16 protein-coding genes are annotated in these 13,334 nt (G+C 59.3%); 10 read left to right on the top strand and 6 right to left on the bottom strand.

The features are described 5' to 3' along the window. Nucleotides 1-94: 94 nt before the first annotated feature. Nucleotides 95-304 carry a hypothetical protein gene (locus tag C8265_RS08795; RefSeq protein ID WP_108483616.1) on the bottom strand — a complete coding sequence of 70 codons (210 nt, stop codon included), beginning with the start codon at nucleotides 302-304 and terminating at the stop codon, nucleotides 95-97. Further along, nucleotides 301-726: a hypothetical protein gene (locus tag C8265_RS08790; protein ID WP_108483615.1), complete on the bottom strand. Its 426-nt coding sequence runs from the start codon at nucleotides 724-726 to the stop codon at nucleotides 301-303. Before C8265_RS08790 ends, C8265_RS08795 begins: the two co-directional genes overlap by 4 nt. 313 nt (nucleotides 727-1,039) lie before the next feature. Here C8265_RS08790 and C8265_RS08785 point away from each other — a divergent pair, with 313 nt between their 5' ends. The 4 genes from C8265_RS08785 (at nucleotide 1,040) to C8265_RS08770 (ending at nucleotide 4,030) form a co-directional block, all read left to right on the top strand. Then, a complete protein-coding gene (locus C8265_RS08785; RefSeq protein WP_108483645.1) occupies nucleotides 1,040-2,086 on the top strand; it encodes an N-acetylneuraminate synthase family protein in 1,047 nt (348 codons plus the stop codon). Nucleotides 2,087-2,151: 65 nt separating this feature from the next. After that, nucleotides 2,152-3,393: a 3-deoxy-D-manno-octulosonic acid transferase gene (locus C8265_RS08780; protein ID WP_164512305.1), complete on the top strand. Its 1,242-nt coding sequence runs from the start codon at nucleotides 2,152-2,154 to the stop codon at nucleotides 3,391-3,393. After that, nucleotides 3,393-3,833: a GNAT family N-acetyltransferase gene (locus C8265_RS08775; protein ID WP_164512304.1), complete on the top strand. Its 441-nt coding sequence runs from the start codon at nucleotides 3,393-3,395 to the stop codon at nucleotides 3,831-3,833. Before C8265_RS08780 ends, C8265_RS08775 begins: the two co-directional genes overlap by 1 nt. Continuing rightward, the gene (locus C8265_RS08770; RefSeq protein WP_108483612.1) at nucleotides 3,830-4,030 is read left to right on the top strand and encodes a hypothetical protein; all 201 of its coding nucleotides are present in this window, start codon (nucleotides 3,830-3,832) and stop codon (nucleotides 4,028-4,030) included. Before C8265_RS08775 ends, C8265_RS08770 begins: the two co-directional genes overlap by 4 nt. Here C8265_RS08770 and pseF read toward each other — a convergent pair. Genes pseF through pseB form a run of 3 tightly spaced genes read right to left on the bottom strand, consistent with a single transcriptional unit; the run spans nucleotide 3,990 to nucleotide 6,834 of the window. After that, the gene (gene pseF / locus C8265_RS08765) at nucleotides 3,990-4,697 is read right to left on the bottom strand and encodes a pseudaminic acid cytidylyltransferase (RefSeq protein ID WP_108483611.1); all 708 of its coding nucleotides are present in this window, start codon (nucleotides 4,695-4,697) and stop codon (nucleotides 3,990-3,992) included. The genes C8265_RS08770 and pseF overlap by 41 nt on opposite strands. Then, nucleotides 4,694-5,839, bottom strand: a complete 1,146-nt coding sequence (gene pseC, locus C8265_RS08760; RefSeq protein WP_108483610.1) for a UDP-4-amino-4,6-dideoxy-N-acetyl-beta-L-altrosamine transaminase — start codon at nucleotides 5,837-5,839, stop codon at nucleotides 4,694-4,696. Before pseC ends, pseF begins: the two co-directional genes overlap by 4 nt. After that, on the bottom strand, nucleotides 5,836-6,834 hold the full coding sequence (gene pseB, locus C8265_RS08755; RefSeq protein WP_108483609.1) for a UDP-N-acetylglucosamine 4,6-dehydratase (inverting): 999 nt from the start codon (nucleotides 6,832-6,834) through the stop codon (nucleotides 5,836-5,838). Before pseB ends, pseC begins: the two co-directional genes overlap by 4 nt. A gap of 79 nt (nucleotides 6,835-6,913) precedes the next feature. Here pseB and C8265_RS08750 point away from each other — a divergent pair, with 79 nt between their 5' ends. Then, entirely contained in the window at nucleotides 6,914-7,882 is a 969-nt protein-coding gene (locus C8265_RS08750; RefSeq protein WP_108483608.1) for a threonine dehydratase, read from the top strand. Between the two features lie 80 nt (nucleotides 7,883-7,962). Here the strand turns inward: C8265_RS08750 and C8265_RS08745 are convergent, their stop codons facing one another. Further along, the gene (locus C8265_RS08745; protein ID WP_420818852.1) at nucleotides 7,963-9,078 is read right to left on the bottom strand and encodes an acetoin utilization protein AcuC; all 1,116 of its coding nucleotides are present in this window, start codon (nucleotides 9,076-9,078) and stop codon (nucleotides 7,963-7,965) included. A gap of 167 nt (nucleotides 9,079-9,245) precedes the next feature. Between C8265_RS08745 and C8265_RS08740 the strand changes: the two genes are divergently transcribed. The 5 genes from C8265_RS08740 (at nucleotide 9,246) to C8265_RS08720 (ending at nucleotide 13,238) form a co-directional block, all read left to right on the top strand. Further along, a complete protein-coding gene (locus C8265_RS08740) occupies nucleotides 9,246-9,710 on the top strand; it encodes an NUDIX hydrolase (protein ID WP_108483607.1) in 465 nt (154 codons plus the stop codon). A gap of 60 nt (nucleotides 9,711-9,770) precedes the next feature. Continuing rightward, entirely contained in the window at nucleotides 9,771-10,202 is a 432-nt protein-coding gene (locus tag C8265_RS08735; RefSeq protein WP_108483606.1) for a DUF1178 family protein, read from the top strand. Between the two features lie 10 nt (nucleotides 10,203-10,212). Beyond that, nucleotides 10,213-10,854, top strand: a complete 642-nt coding sequence (locus C8265_RS08730; RefSeq protein WP_108483605.1) for an SDR family NAD(P)-dependent oxidoreductase — start codon at nucleotides 10,213-10,215, stop codon at nucleotides 10,852-10,854. A gap of 70 nt (nucleotides 10,855-10,924) precedes the next feature. Beyond that, on the top strand, nucleotides 10,925-12,160 hold the full coding sequence (locus tag C8265_RS08725) for an aspartate kinase (protein ID WP_108483643.1): 1,236 nt from the start codon (nucleotides 10,925-10,927) through the stop codon (nucleotides 12,158-12,160). An 85-nt stretch (nucleotides 12,161-12,245) separates the two neighbouring features. Then, nucleotides 12,246-13,238 (top strand): MBL fold metallo-hydrolase, encoded by a 993-nt coding sequence (locus C8265_RS08720; protein WP_206050314.1) that lies wholly within the window; start codon nucleotides 12,246-12,248, stop codon nucleotides 13,236-13,238. The last annotated feature ends 96 nt before the right edge of the window (nucleotides 13,239-13,334 follow it).

Genomic DNA, 13,334 nt, shown 5'->3' with positions numbered 1-13,334 from the left:
GCCCACTGGTCAGCGCGATCCGCACCGCATCCTGGCGGAATTCGTCCGTCCGTTTCAGTCCCATAGTCAGTCTCCTTTGCTGCAGTAAATGCTATCAAAGGAGCGGCATCAAACCGCGACAGGTCCAGATCGGGCGGCGCGTGCCCTTGGCGATAGCCTCGGCCTCTTTCAGCGCCTCTTGCAGATCATCTTCATTCATGAAGCCGCGTAGCTCATGAAGCTCGACATGCTCGTTGTCGTGGACGTTCATCAGATGCTTAGCCAAGCTGGCTGCGTTGCCGCGCGGGTTGCCTTTCAAGATCATGACGGGCCTCCTTCCGACAAGCTGCCAAGCGCCCGCAGTAGTTCTTTGCGCAAGGTTTCGACATCCGCGCAGGCCTGGCGGAGTTCGTCTTCGAGTTCCGGCGACACGGGCAGCGAGCCCATATTAGCCGCGCGGGCGATCTGGTTCAGGTTCTGAGACAGGCGGGACTTTCCGAGCGCGCCCAGAACGCGGCCCAGGGCTTCATGGTCTTTGACAGGATTGGTGTTGCGGCGACGTACCTTTTCCAGCGGCTCGTCGAAGAGCTTGGCCTTGATGTACGCCCCAAGCGGCACGCCGTTTGCTGCGGCGCGCAAAAGTGCCTTTTCTTCAAACGACAGGCGGAGCGAGAACGGAGCCTCGCGCGGCTTCTTTTTGGGGTTGGCGGCTGCTACCGCATTGAAATCACGTTCCGAAATGCTCATGACCGCACCTCGGATTGTTATCCTGAGTTACGGTGTTATGAGCATCGACAGCGCGGAGAAGGTGCTCCCACTCTTCAAGAGTGGCGAATAGAGAGTTCCAACTTTCTCTCTCTAGCTGCACCATCTTTCCCCTGCATTCACGCTCTTGGCAATCACGGCTCGCTTTTCCGCAAGACGCATGTCGCCCGCCGTGCAGCTTTACAATTCATCGCGCGCGTCTTTTCGCTTTACATCGGGTGGCGGTGGTTGCGGTGCATGGCAATAGGGTGGCAAATGTGGTTGATCAGGTGTGGTAACAACAACGGACCGCATCATGACCCTGACCCTTGAAGGCAAAACCATTGACCGCGAGGCAAAGCCTCTTTTGATCGCTGAAATCAGCGCCAATCACGACCGTGATCTGGATCAGGCGCTGGCATTGGTGGATATCGCTGCCGATGCGGGGTGGGATTGTTTGAAACTTCAAACCTATAACGCCGACAGCCTGACCATTCCGTCGGATCACCCCTCGATGAAAATTGACCCGGTATGGGGCCATGAAAACCTGTACGCGCTGTATCAATCGGCCGGAATGCCGATGGAATTTCACGAACCCCTGTTTGCCAGAGCCCGCGAGCGGGGGCTTTTGCCGTTCACCTCCATCTATGACCCGCGCGATCTTGATTTTATCGAATCGCTGGGCTGTGCGGTTTACAAGGTCGCCAGTTTTGAAATGACCTACGATGATCTGCTGCGCGCTGTCGCTGGCACGGGCAAACCGCTGATCCTGTCGACCGGCATGGCGACAATGGATGAGGTGGCGCATGCGCTTGAGGTGCTGGATACCGCCAATTCCGGGCCTGTGGTCCTGCTTCATTGTTGTTCCAGCTATCCGGCACCGCTGGATCAGATCAACCTGCGCGCAATGACCGCAATGGGCGATGTGTTTCGCCGGATGGTCGGGTTTTCCGATCACACCATCGGATCGCGCGGCCCCCTTGCCGCCGCGGCCATGGGGGCTGTGGCGATTGAAAAACACTTTACCAACGATCCCACCCGCAAAGGCCCCGATCACAGGTTTTCCGCCACCCCTGACGTCATGACCGAAATCGCCACCGGTGTTGCCGAAATCCACGCGGCCCGTGGCACGGGGTTGAAACAAACCTCTGGGGCCGAGCAGGTGAACAAATCCATCGGGCGGCGGTCGGCGTTTGCCATCCGCGACCTAAGCAAAGGTGACATTCTGACGGACGAAGATTTCCGGTTCATCCGCCCCAATGCGGGGATTGCGCCAACAGAAGCTGCAAAAGTGCGCGGCGCCACCTTGGCCCGGGATGTACAGCGCGGGCATCCGATTGTCTGGGATGATCTTGCCGAATGACGCCAAGGCCGATCCCAAAACCCAGCCTTCGGTTGCGCCTGGTTGCCGCGGTTTGGCAGATAACCTTGCACGCCGCGCTTCCGCTGGTTCTTTTGCTATTTTGGCACCGTGGCAGACGCGAGCCGTTGTATCGCCAGCGGATCGGCGAACGGTTCGGGTTTGGGCCTGTTGCGCCGCACGGATGTATCTGGATTTTTGCGGCGTCTTTGGGCGAAACTCGCGCGGTCAGCCCGCTGGTGCGTGAATTTCTGGCCCATGGGCATATGATCCTGCTAACCCACTCCTCGGCGGCGGGGTTGCGCGAGGGGCAGCGCCTTTTTGACGACCCTGGGGTGATCCATCGCTATGTTCCACTTGATCTGAATTGGGCGGTGCGCCGGATGTTGCGCCGCGCCCGCCCTGCCCTTGGGTTGATTGTCGAATCCGAACTTTGGCCAGCGCAGCTTTTGATCGCGCGGCGGTTGGGCATTCCCATGGCACAGGTGAATGGCAACCTTCTGGACCGTACCATCACGCGGGACGCCGGCCGATTTGGCGGCGCACGGTTAGAGCTTTTGCAACTGTTTTCCATCATCCTCACCAAATCCGAGGTTTATCGCGCGCGCTATATCCGTGCGGGCGTGTGTGCCCAACGCATTCTGATTGTCGGTGAGTTGAAATTCGATCAGGCGATTGAGCCGAAACAGATCGCCTTTGGGCGCGCCCTGAAAGCCGATGCTTGGGGAGCCGCCCCGATCCTGTTGATCGCCAGCTCGGTCGAGGCCGAAGAGCAGATGCTGCTGACGATGTTGCGTGAGTTGTGCGCCCGGTCGAATGCACTGCGCATTATTTGGGCGCCGCGCAGCCCACAGCGGTTTGACGCTGTGGCAAAGGCCCTGAACGACAACGGCATTTCATTTGAACGGCGCGCGCAACTGACACCGGATCAACCGCCGAAAACCGATGTTTTGTTGGCCGATTCGTTGGGCGAGATGAACATCTGGTACGCGGCCGCAGACCTCGTTTTTGTTGGCGGCAGCCTCGTCAATCACGGTGGCCATAACATTGTCGAGCCTTTGGCGCTGTGCAAACCGGTTGTCATGGGCGACAGCATTTTCGGCATCACCTTTCCCGCACACGAAGCCATCGCCGCCGGGGCGTTAAGGATTTTCCCCGACGCATCTGCATTGAGCGCTGAAATCGCGGACTTGATCGAAAACCCGACCGCATTGGCAGCAATGACCCGGTGCGCCGAAGGGTTTAACGACCAACACAAAGGCGCAAGCCGACGCAGCCTTGCGGCCCTGAAACAATGTCTGGAAAACTGATGCCGATTACCCTGCGCCCCGCCACCGCCGACGACAGTGCGCTGCTGTTGGATTTGCGCAATGCGCCCGATGTGCGCGCGGTTTCGATGGATTCAAATCCGATTGACACAGCAACACATCAGGCATGGTTTGACGCCGCCTTGGCCAACCCGTCGCGGACGATCCTTATCATACAAAAAGATGGTGCTGATCTGGGTATGGTCCGGTTTGATCGAAACGAAACTGCTGTTGAGGTCAGCATCGCCTTGGCCCAAATGGCGCGGGGTCGGGGAATTGGGCGGGCCGCATTGAAGATGGCCTTGGAAACCTGCCCTGTCAAAAATCTGCCATTTGTGGCCCGGATCAAGCCTGAGAATGCCGCAAGCCTTGCACTTTTTCAACAATCTGGCTTTAGTGCGACATCCGACCCCTTTGTTTACATTTGCCCGAGGACACCATGAGCGAACGCAGCCCCTATGACGAAATCATCGACCAGATCGAAGCCGTCCGCACCAAGAACAACAAGAACTGGATGGATATCCTGCGGCTGGCTTTTCGGTCATCGCCTGATGAGGCGGCGAAAATCCTGGCCGAAATCTATCGTCAGGATCAGGCGGTCAGCGATCTGGCGAAACAGCTGACAGGCCCGGCGAAGTAAGCAGCGCATACAACAGCTCGGCCCGGGCCCAATCTTCGGGTGTGTCGATGTCTTGCACCCGCCAGCGAGGCAGGTGAATGGGCACAGTCCCCGGGCCAAAAGGCGGCACATCGTTCAGCCATGCCGCACTGCGGCCCCAATAAAACTGTCCTGCATCGTGATAGGCCGGTTCCAGATCCTGACTGCGGGTGGTGTATTGGCTGGGGTCGAACATTTCCAACCGCCCCCCCACGATTTTCACCGCGCGCTGGATCGGGAAACCGAAACTGGTGACGGGCACGGCATAATCTGCGTCCCCCAACATGCCTGCGCCTGCCGCCAAATCCGTGGCCCGCACAAAAGGGGCCGTGGCATAAAGGCAGCATAAAACCTCAGGCATCGCGCCCTGATCCGCGCACCAGTTCAGCGCGTGTTTCACCACCGCGCCCGTGGTGGCAAAATCATCCGACAGCGCGGCGGGGCGCACAAACGGCACCTCGGCCCCATGGGCGCGGGCGACATCGGCGATGGCGGCGTCATCGGTTGACACGATGATCCGATCAAAACACCCCGCCTCTTTGGCGGCCTCAATTGACCAGGCGATCATCGGCTTGCCCGCGAAATCGCGAATATTCTTGCCCGGTATGCGTTTTGAACCGCCCCGCGCCGGAATCAGACACAGGGTCACTTCAACGCCTCGGCCAGTGTCGCCGTCACAAAATCCTGATCTGCCTCGCTCAATCCCGCATACAGCGGAATTGAAATTGCCTGGGCATAATACGCCTCGGACGCCGGGAAATCACCGGGGCCAAACCCATGCTCCTGCCAGTACGGTTGGGTATGCACCGGAATATAATGCACGTTCGCCAACACCCCCTGATCGCGCAAATGGTCAAACACCGCGCGCCGCCGCGCGGCGGCAACACGGATCACATAAAGATGAAACGACGACAGCACACCGGGCAACCGCCCGGGCCGCTGCAACGGCAAATCGGCCAACAGGGCATCATAGCGATCGGCCAGGTCATTGCGCCGCGCCACAAACGCGCCCAACCGCTGCATCTGTGCGACGCCCAGCGCCGCCTGCAATTCGGTCATCCGGTAATTCAGGCCCAGTTCGATCTGCTGGTAATACCATGCCCCATCGGGTTCATGGGTCATCAACGCCGGATCACGGGTGATCCCGTGACTGCGCAACCGCTCCATCCGCGCCGCAAGGGCCGGATCGTTGGTGGTGGCGGCACCGCCTTCGGCGGTGGTCACAATTTTCACCGGATGAAAGCTGAACACGCAGATATCCGAATGTTCACAGGCGCCAACCGCCCGGTCACCATAGCGCCCGCCAATGGCATGGCTGGCATCCTCAATCACTTTCACGCCATATTGCGTGGCCAACGCGCCAATCGCCGCCATATCACAGGATTGCCCGCACATATGCACCGGCGCGATGATTTTCGGCAGCGTGCCATCGCGCTTGGCGGCCTCCAATTTCGCCTCTAACGCCTTGGGGCACATGTTGAATGTGTCGGCGTCGATATCAACAAAATCAACCGATGCACCACACAGATGCCCGACATTCGCCGTTGCCACGAATGTGTTGGGCGACGTCCAAAGGGTATCGCCCGGCCCCAGATCCAGCGCCAGACAGGCAATGTGCAATGCCGATGTGGCCGAGTTTACGGCAACCGCGTGCGCCGCCCCGGTGGCCGCACAAATTGCCGCCTCAAACGCCGGAACCTGCGGCCCCTGGGTCAGGAAATCAGAGCGCAAGACATCGCTCACCGCATCAATATCGGCCTGTGTGATATCCTGCCTGCCATAGGGAATCATGGCGCGGAATCCGCAGCCATTTCAAGAAATGCTTCGCGGCTCAGCCATTCATCATTACTGCCTGAGTCGTAAACAAACCCCTGCTCAACCGGTGTACCGGTCTCGCCCAGCTTGTTCTCTGAAAAATCCGAACGAACGGCAAAGGTGATCGTCGGTTTGATCACGTAGTGGTCGTGAAATTCCAGGGTCAGATGGCTGTCATCGGCAGGGCACATCACTTCATGCAGCTTTTCACCCGGCCGGATACCGATAATTTTCTGGGGCAGATCGGGTGCCATGGCCGTGGCCAGTTCTGTCATTTTCATCGACGGAATTTTTGGCACGAAAATCTCGCCGCCGTGCATCCGCTCAAAATTGGTCAGAACAAACTGCACGCCCTGATCCAGAGTGATCATGAACCGGGTCATATCGGCATGGGTGATCGGCAATTCAGTGGCCCCTTGGGCGATCAACTGCCGGAAAAACGGCACAACAGATCCGCGTGACCCCACCACATTGCCATAGCGCACAGCGGCAAACCGGGTGCGGCGCGATCCGACCATGTTGTTGGCCGCAACAAACAATTTATCGCTGGCCAGCTTGGTCGCGCCATACAGGTTGACGGGATTCGCCGCCTTGTCGGTGGACAGGGCAATCACCCGATCCACCTCATTGGCCAGCGCCGCCTCAATCACGTTCTGCGCGCCGTGGATGTTGGTTTTCACCGCCTCGAACGGGTTGTATTCCGCTGCGGGCACCTGTTTCAACGCGGCGGCATGGATCACAAAATCCACCCCGTCCATCGCCTCTTTCAAACGCGCGCCATCACGGACATCGCCAATGAAATAACGCATTTGCGGTGCGTTATACACCTGCGCCATTTCATATTGCTTCAATTCATCGCGGGAAAATATGATCACCTTGTTGGGGGTGTAATCACGCAAAATATGCTCGACATATTTCTTGCCAAAACTGCCCGTGCCGCCAGTAATCAGGATGTTCTTGCCGTTGAACATTGGGTTCTCTCTTGTCAGTGTCGCGCCAGAGATAAAGGTTTGGCGCGCGGGATGCCATGCAAAAGCGAAAGGGCACAGCATGTTCAATCAATCCGATCTGGAAAAAGCCGCAACATTGGTACATCGGCACATGCCCCCGACCCCCGCTTATACCTGGCCGCTGCTGGGCGAAACGCTGGGGTGTACAGTGGTGGTGAAGCACGAAAACCACACGCCGACCGGCGCGTTCAAGGTGCGCGGTGCCTTTACCTTTATCGATTGGCTGACCCGCACCCACCCCGACTGCCCCGGTATCGTCACAGCGACCCGCGGCAACCATGGCCAAGGTCAGGCACTGGCCGCAACCGCCGCCGGTCTGCGCGCGCTGGTCTATGTGCCCAAAGGCAATTCGGTCGAAAAAAACGCCGCCATGCGGGCCTTTGGCGCTGAGCTGGTGGAGTTTGGCGATGATTTCGATACCGCAAGACAAGAGGCCATGCGCGTGGGTGAACAACAAGGGCTGTTCGCGGTGCCGCCGTTTCACCCTGAATTGGTGCGCGGCGTCGCCACCTACGGGTACGAACTGCTCACGGCTCATCCCGATCTTGACACGATCTATGTGCCGATCGGGTGTGGCTCGGGAATTTGCGGCACGATCATCGCGCGCGATGCACTGGGGCTGGGCACCAAAATTGTCGGCGTGGTCAGCGAAAACGCCCAAACCGCAAAGCTGTCGGCAGACGTCGGCGCGCTGATCGAAACCGAAACCGCCGCCACCTTTGCCGATGGTATGGCGGTGCGTGTGCCGGTTCAGGCGGCCTTGGATATCTACGCCAAAGGTGCCGAGCGGATCATCACCGTGTCCGATGATGAAATCGCCGAAGCGATCCGCACCTATTACCATACCACCCACAACCTGGCCGAAGGCGCCGGTGCCGCGCCCTTGGCCGGGTTAATGCAAGAACGCGCCGCGATGCGGGGCAAAAAGGTTGGTGTCATCCTGTGCGGTGGCAATATCGACACCGCCTGGATGGCCCAGATCCTTCAGGGCAAAACGCCCAAGCCATAGGCCCATTTTCGTTTTGAAAATATCCTCGGGGGGCAAGGGGGCAGACGCCCCCATTTCCCCGGCCAGCCCCACGCGCACCGCTAAACCCAGACGCGCGCCCGCGCCTCCAGCGCCGATAACCGCGCTCTCACCTCCTCACCCACCGGCCCGGGGCGGGGCGCGTCGGCCAAGGTGGTAAACCAATGGACCGGGGGCGTTTTGCCATCGCGGTGCCCGGTCCAAACCAACCCGCGCAGCACCGCCTGCGCCGCCTCGGGCAGATGATCGGGCACCTCATACCCGTTCAGCGCCGCCCAAACCCGCGCCCAGCACCGTCCGACGGACCACGGATTGTATCCCCCTCCGCCCAATACCAACAGGCGGGGCGACAGTGCCCGCACCGCATTTACAACCGCCACATGGGCGTTGTTTGACAGGGTCAGGCGCGACAGCGGGTCTTCCAAAACCGCATCGGCGCCACATTGCAGCACAATCGCCTCGGGCCGGAACGCGGCCAGACGTGGCAGGATCAGACTATCCAGCACCGCCTGCATTTCGGTGTCGTTGAACCCGCGCGGCACCGGCAGGTTCCACACCTGCCCCGCGCCGCGATCCTGCAAATCACCGGTGAAGGGCCAACGCCGTTCTTCATGCACCGAAATCATCAACACATCCGCGTCATCGCCCAATCCATGTTCGACCCCGTCAGGATGATGCGCGTCGATATCCACATAGGCCACGCGCCGCACACCCGCATCACGCAGCGATAGAACCGCCAGAACCGGATCATTGAGATAGCAAAATCCATTGGCACGGTCCGGCATCCCATGATGGGTACCACCGCCGGGCGAATGCACCACCCCCCCATCGCGCAACATCTGCCCCGCCAAAATCGACCCGCCCGCCGCCGTGGCCGGACGGCGAAACATTTCCGGAAAAATCGGGTTTGATGGCGTCGCGATATTGTATGTTTTCCGCAGATCAGGCGCGATGATCTCACCCGCTTCGGCACGTTGCAACACCGCCAGATACGCAGGATCATGCCAGGCCTGCAGCGCGGCGGGCCGGGCGCGCGGGCTGTTCACATACTGACCGGGCTGAAACCACCCCATCGCCCGCGCCAGATCAATCACCGTTGACACCCGCGCCACGCGCAACGGGTGATGCGCGCCATAGCTTGATCCGCGATAGATGTTGGCACCGATAAACCGGGGCATGGCCGATAAAGAAGGAGAATTCGCACTCATTCCAAGCGATGTAAGCGCAACTGTGCCGTGGTCAACGGCGCACAACGTTTGCATTATCAATTTGTTATGCTAAATTCCTTAGATAAATAAGGGAACGCTGGACAACCAGCGGTGACAAATCGGTGCAGCAAAAACAAATGTCAAAGGAAAGCGTAAATCAACTCGACCTGAAGCCGGATCAAAAACGCGAGGTGCGCACGCAGTTCGGCGCGCTGTGCTGGCGGCGTCACAATGGTGAGGTTCAGGTATTGCTGATCACAACACGGCGCACCAAACGGTGGATCGTGCCCAAAGGCTGGCCCATGGGCGGCGAAACCCCTGCAGGCGCCGCCGCTGTCGAAGCGTTTGAAGAGGCTGGCGTTGAAGGCAAATTATACGACACCTGCCTTGGCATGTATGCCTATACCAAAGAGATGGAAGGCGACGATCTGCCCTGTGTCGTGGCGGTTTTTCCGCTCAAGGTCACGAAAAAGCACAAGGATTGGCCCGAAGCCCACGAGCGGACGCGCCAATGGTTCAGCCCGAAAAAGGCCGCACAATTGGTTCAGGAGCCTGAGCTCAAACGTATTTTGCGCACCTTTGATCCAAAGACGCTGGTTTAACACCGCCACCGGCCCTAAATATTGATGCACAGGGCCCTGCAAAAGGGCAAAGGGGGCCAGATGATCCGCTATGCGCTAAAATGCTCGAACAATCATGACTTTGATAGTTGGTTCGCCTCAAGTGCGGCCTATGACACGTTGCGCACAGCGGGCATGGTCACCTGCCCCACATGCGGCGATGGCCTGATCGAAAAGGCACTGATGGCGCCGCGTGTGCGCACAACGGACACGGGCGAAGAGCGCCCCGTTGCCCTGTCTGGCCCGTCCACTGATCCGGCCGCCGCCGCGATTGCCAAATTGCGCAAGGAAATTGAAAAGAACGCCGATGATGTCGGTCAAAATTTCGTGTCCGAGGCGCGCGCGATGCATTTGGGCGATAAACCCTCACGCTCGATCTTTGGTCAGGCAAAACCGGATGAGGCGCGCAAACTGGTGGAAGATGGCGTGCCGATCCTGCCTTTGCCGTTCATTCCCAGTCGCAAGACCAATTAAGGGCCTTACAATGGATGTTCTGATCACCGGAGCCAATCGCGGTATCGGTGCCGCGCTTTTGGCCGACTATCGCGCGTCGGGTTATGCCGCCCAAGGCACCGCGCGCAACGACCCGGCACTGTTGCCATTGGATGTCAGCGATCCGGCCAGCGTGCGGGCTTTGGCCAAAAGTCTGGGCAATACGCCCTTGCCGCTGCTTGTCTGCAATGCCGGGATCTATCTGGACAAGGGGCATGATCTGACCGCCGGTTTCGCGCCCGATCTGTGGGGTGAAACATTCGCCGTCAACGTCACCGGTGTTTTTCTGACCATTCAGGCGCTGCTGCCCAATATCCGCGCGGCCCGTGGCAAGATCGCGATTATCTCCAGCCAGATGGCAAGCCAGGAATTGGCACCGGGCGGCTCTTATATCTATCGCGCGTCCAAGGCGGCGGCGCTGAATCTCGGGCGCAATCTGGCAACCGATCTGAAATCCGAAGGCATCGCCGTGGGCATTTACCACCCCGGATGGGTGCAAACCGATATGGGGGGCGAGAGTGCCGCTGTCACACCGCAGGACGCGGCGCGCGGCCTGCGCACACGGTTTGACGCATTATCCCCCGCCACAACCGGGTGTTTTGAAACCTGGGATGGCCGCGCCCACCCGCTTTAAGCATACCCTTGCCTCGCCCCGGCACAGCCCGTAAACAGCCCGCGAACCTGAGCTTTACGGACCCATGCCCATGACACGACTGGTAATGAAATTCGGCGGCACCTCCGTCGCCACGCTGGACCGGATCAAACGGGTCGCCAAACGGATTGGCCGCGAGGTGGCCAATGGTCACGAAGTGATCGTGATCGTGTCGGCAATGGCAGGCAAGACCAATGAACTGGTCGGCTGGGTCAACGAAACATCGCCGTTTTACGACGCCCGCGAATATGACGCCGTGGTGTCCAGCGGCGAAAATGTCACCGCCGGGCTAATGGCGCTGACCCTTCAGGAAATGGATATTCCGGCGCGCAGCTGGCAAGGCTGGCAGGTGCCATTGCTGACCAATGGCACCCACGGCGCGGCGCGTATTCTGGATATTCCGACCGCCAATATGGATGCCAAATTCGCCGAAGGCATGAAAGTGGCCGTGGTCGCCGGTTTTCAGGGCATCAGCCCCGAAGGCCGCATCACCACCCTTGGGCGTGGCGGCTCGGACACCACCGCCGTGGCCTTTGCCGCCGCCCATAATGCGGTGCGGTGCGATATTTATACCGATGTCGATGGGGTTTACACCACCGACCCCCGGGTCAGCAGCAAGGCGCGCAAACTCGACCGGATCGCGTTTGAGGAAATGTTGGAACTGGCCAGTCTGGGCGCCAAGGTTCTGCAAACCCGCAGCGTTGAATTGGCCATGCGGTTCAAGGTGAAACTGCGTGTCCTGTCCAGCTTTGATGAATACGATGAAACCGCAGGAACCCTGGTCTGCGATGAGGAGGAAATCATGGAATCCAAGGCCGTGGCCGGTGTCGCCTTTTCGCGCGACGAGGCAAAAATGACGCTGATTTCAGTGGCCGACAAACCCGGCATCGCCGCCGCCATTTTCGGCCCCCTGGCCGAAACCGGCGTGAATGTGGACATGATCGTGCAAAACATCAGTGAAGAGGGGCGCACGGATATGACGTTTTCCTGCCCCGTCGATCATGTGGACCGCGCAACCAAGGCCATGGAAAGCGCCCGTGCCAGCGGTGCGATTGATTATTCCGAACTGGTGGCTGACAAGGACGTGGCCAAAATTTCGGTCGTGGGGATCGGCATGCGCAGCCATGCAGGCGTGGCAGCGCGCATGTTTGAATCCTTGCGCGATGAAGGCATCAACATCAAGGTCATCACCACATCGGAAATCAAGATTTCCGTGTTGATCGACCGGAAATATATGGAGCTGGCGGTGCAGGCGCTGCACGATTGTTTCGAGCTGGAAAAAGTCTGACATCACAACCTTTGTGATAAAACAGTTGCCAAACTGTTACGCATTCGGGCTATCCTTTCCCTGATCATTGATGAAGGGATACCCGATGCGCCGCCTATTCGCCCTATCGCTTGCCGCCTGCCTTTTACCGCTGAGCGCCCTGGCCCAAGGGTTTGATGTAACCGTTCTGGGCGCCACGGGCGGCATTCAGGATGGTAATCTTTCGGCCTTCATGATTGCCCCCCATGGCGACGCGCGCGCAGTTACCTGTGATGCCGGCGCGCTGGTGGCCGGGCTGATCGCCGCCGAAGCGGCCGGAAACCTTGGTGCGATCACTGTGCCAGAGGGGTCGGATTACACCCGCGTCGGCCATACCCTGACCGATGTGATCCGCGGCTATATGATCAGCCATGCCCATATGGATCACATCGCCGGGCTGATTGTGGCCTCACCCGATGACAGCGCCAAACCGATTTACGCGATCCAGTCGGTCCATGATGATTTCGCCGACAGCATTTTCAACTGGGTCGCCTGGCCCAATTTTGGCACCACGGGCGCCGAACCGCGCCTTGGCAAATACGCGGCCACCGTTCTGACACCCGGCGCGCCAGTGCCAATTGCCGATACTGAAATGACGGTCACCGCTTATCCCCTGGCCCACAGCGGGCGCGATTCAACCGCGTTTCTGGTGCAATCGGGCGATGATGCGCTGCTGTGTCTGGGCGATACCGGCCCCGACCGCGTGAACAACAGCGGCAATCTGGCCGCGTTGTGGCAGGCCACCGCGCCGCTGGCGGCATCCGGCGCGCTGAAAGGCATCATCATCGAAAGCTCGTACACGTCCGAACGGCCCGATACCCTGTTGTTTGGTCACCTCACCCCCCGGTTGATCATGGATGAACTGGCCGTGCTTGCCAAACATGCAGGCGGCACCGACAGTCTGAAAGATCTGCCAATCATCATCAGTCACGTCAAATATTCCTTGCGCACGGGGCCCAGCCCACGTGACATCATCACGGATGAGTTGAACAAGATGAACACCCTCGGCCTAAAGATCATCATGCCGGTTCAGGGCGATCTGTACCGTCTGGGCGGTTGACACAACCGCCGGGCGATCTGCGACATCTGGCGCAACCCATCGTAAAACACGTTTCGCTTGCTGGCGCAGTGTGATTTAACGAACGCGGCCCTGATC

The organism is Oceaniglobus ichthyenteri (genome assembly GCF_003057885.1).
Lineage (GTDB): Bacteria > Pseudomonadota > Alphaproteobacteria > Rhodobacterales > Rhodobacteraceae > Oceaniglobus > Oceaniglobus ichthyenteri.
The sequence above is the reverse complement of the archived record's forward strand: the minus strand, read 5'-3'. Positions and strand labels throughout refer to the sequence as shown.

What these genes read in the sequence shown, in the direction of transcription:
- C8265_RS08795 (WP_108483616.1), bottom strand. Translation starts at nt 304, where the DNA reads ATGATCTTGAAAGGCAACCCGCGCGGCAACGCAGCCAGCTTGGCTAAG.
- C8265_RS08790 (WP_108483615.1), bottom strand. Translation starts at nt 726, where the DNA reads ATGAGCATTTCGGAACGTGATTTCAATGCGGTAGCAGCCGCCAACCCC.
- C8265_RS08785 (WP_108483645.1), top strand. Translation starts at nt 1,040, where the DNA reads ATGACCCTGACCCTTGAAGGCAAAACCATTGACCGCGAGGCAAAGCCT.
- C8265_RS08775 (WP_164512304.1), top strand. Translation starts at nt 3,393, where the DNA reads ATGCCGATTACCCTGCGCCCCGCCACCGCCGACGACAGTGCGCTGCTG.
- C8265_RS08770 (WP_108483612.1), top strand. Translation starts at nt 3,830, where the DNA reads ATGAGCGAACGCAGCCCCTATGACGAAATCATCGACCAGATCGAAGCC.
- pseC (WP_108483610.1), bottom strand. Translation starts at nt 5,839, where the DNA reads ATGATTCCCTATGGCAGGCAGGATATCACACAGGCCGATATTGATGCG.
- pseB (WP_108483609.1), bottom strand. Translation starts at nt 6,834, where the DNA reads ATGTTCAACGGCAAGAACATCCTGATTACTGGCGGCACGGGCAGTTTT.
- C8265_RS08750 (WP_108483608.1), top strand. Translation starts at nt 6,914, where the DNA reads ATGTTCAATCAATCCGATCTGGAAAAAGCCGCAACATTGGTACATCGG.
- C8265_RS08745 (WP_420818852.1), bottom strand. Translation starts at nt 9,078, where the DNA reads ATGCCCCGGTTTATCGGTGCCAACATCTATCGCGGATCAAGCTATGGC.
- C8265_RS08740 (WP_108483607.1), top strand. Translation starts at nt 9,246, where the DNA reads ATGTCAAAGGAAAGCGTAAATCAACTCGACCTGAAGCCGGATCAAAAA.
- C8265_RS08735 (WP_108483606.1), top strand. Translation starts at nt 9,771, where the DNA reads ATGATCCGCTATGCGCTAAAATGCTCGAACAATCATGACTTTGATAGT.
- C8265_RS08730 (WP_108483605.1), top strand. Translation starts at nt 10,213, where the DNA reads ATGGATGTTCTGATCACCGGAGCCAATCGCGGTATCGGTGCCGCGCTT.
- C8265_RS08725 (WP_108483643.1), top strand. Translation starts at nt 10,925, where the DNA reads ATGACACGACTGGTAATGAAATTCGGCGGCACCTCCGTCGCCACGCTG.
- C8265_RS08720 (WP_206050314.1), top strand. Translation starts at nt 12,246, where the DNA reads ATGCGCCGCCTATTCGCCCTATCGCTTGCCGCCTGCCTTTTACCGCTG.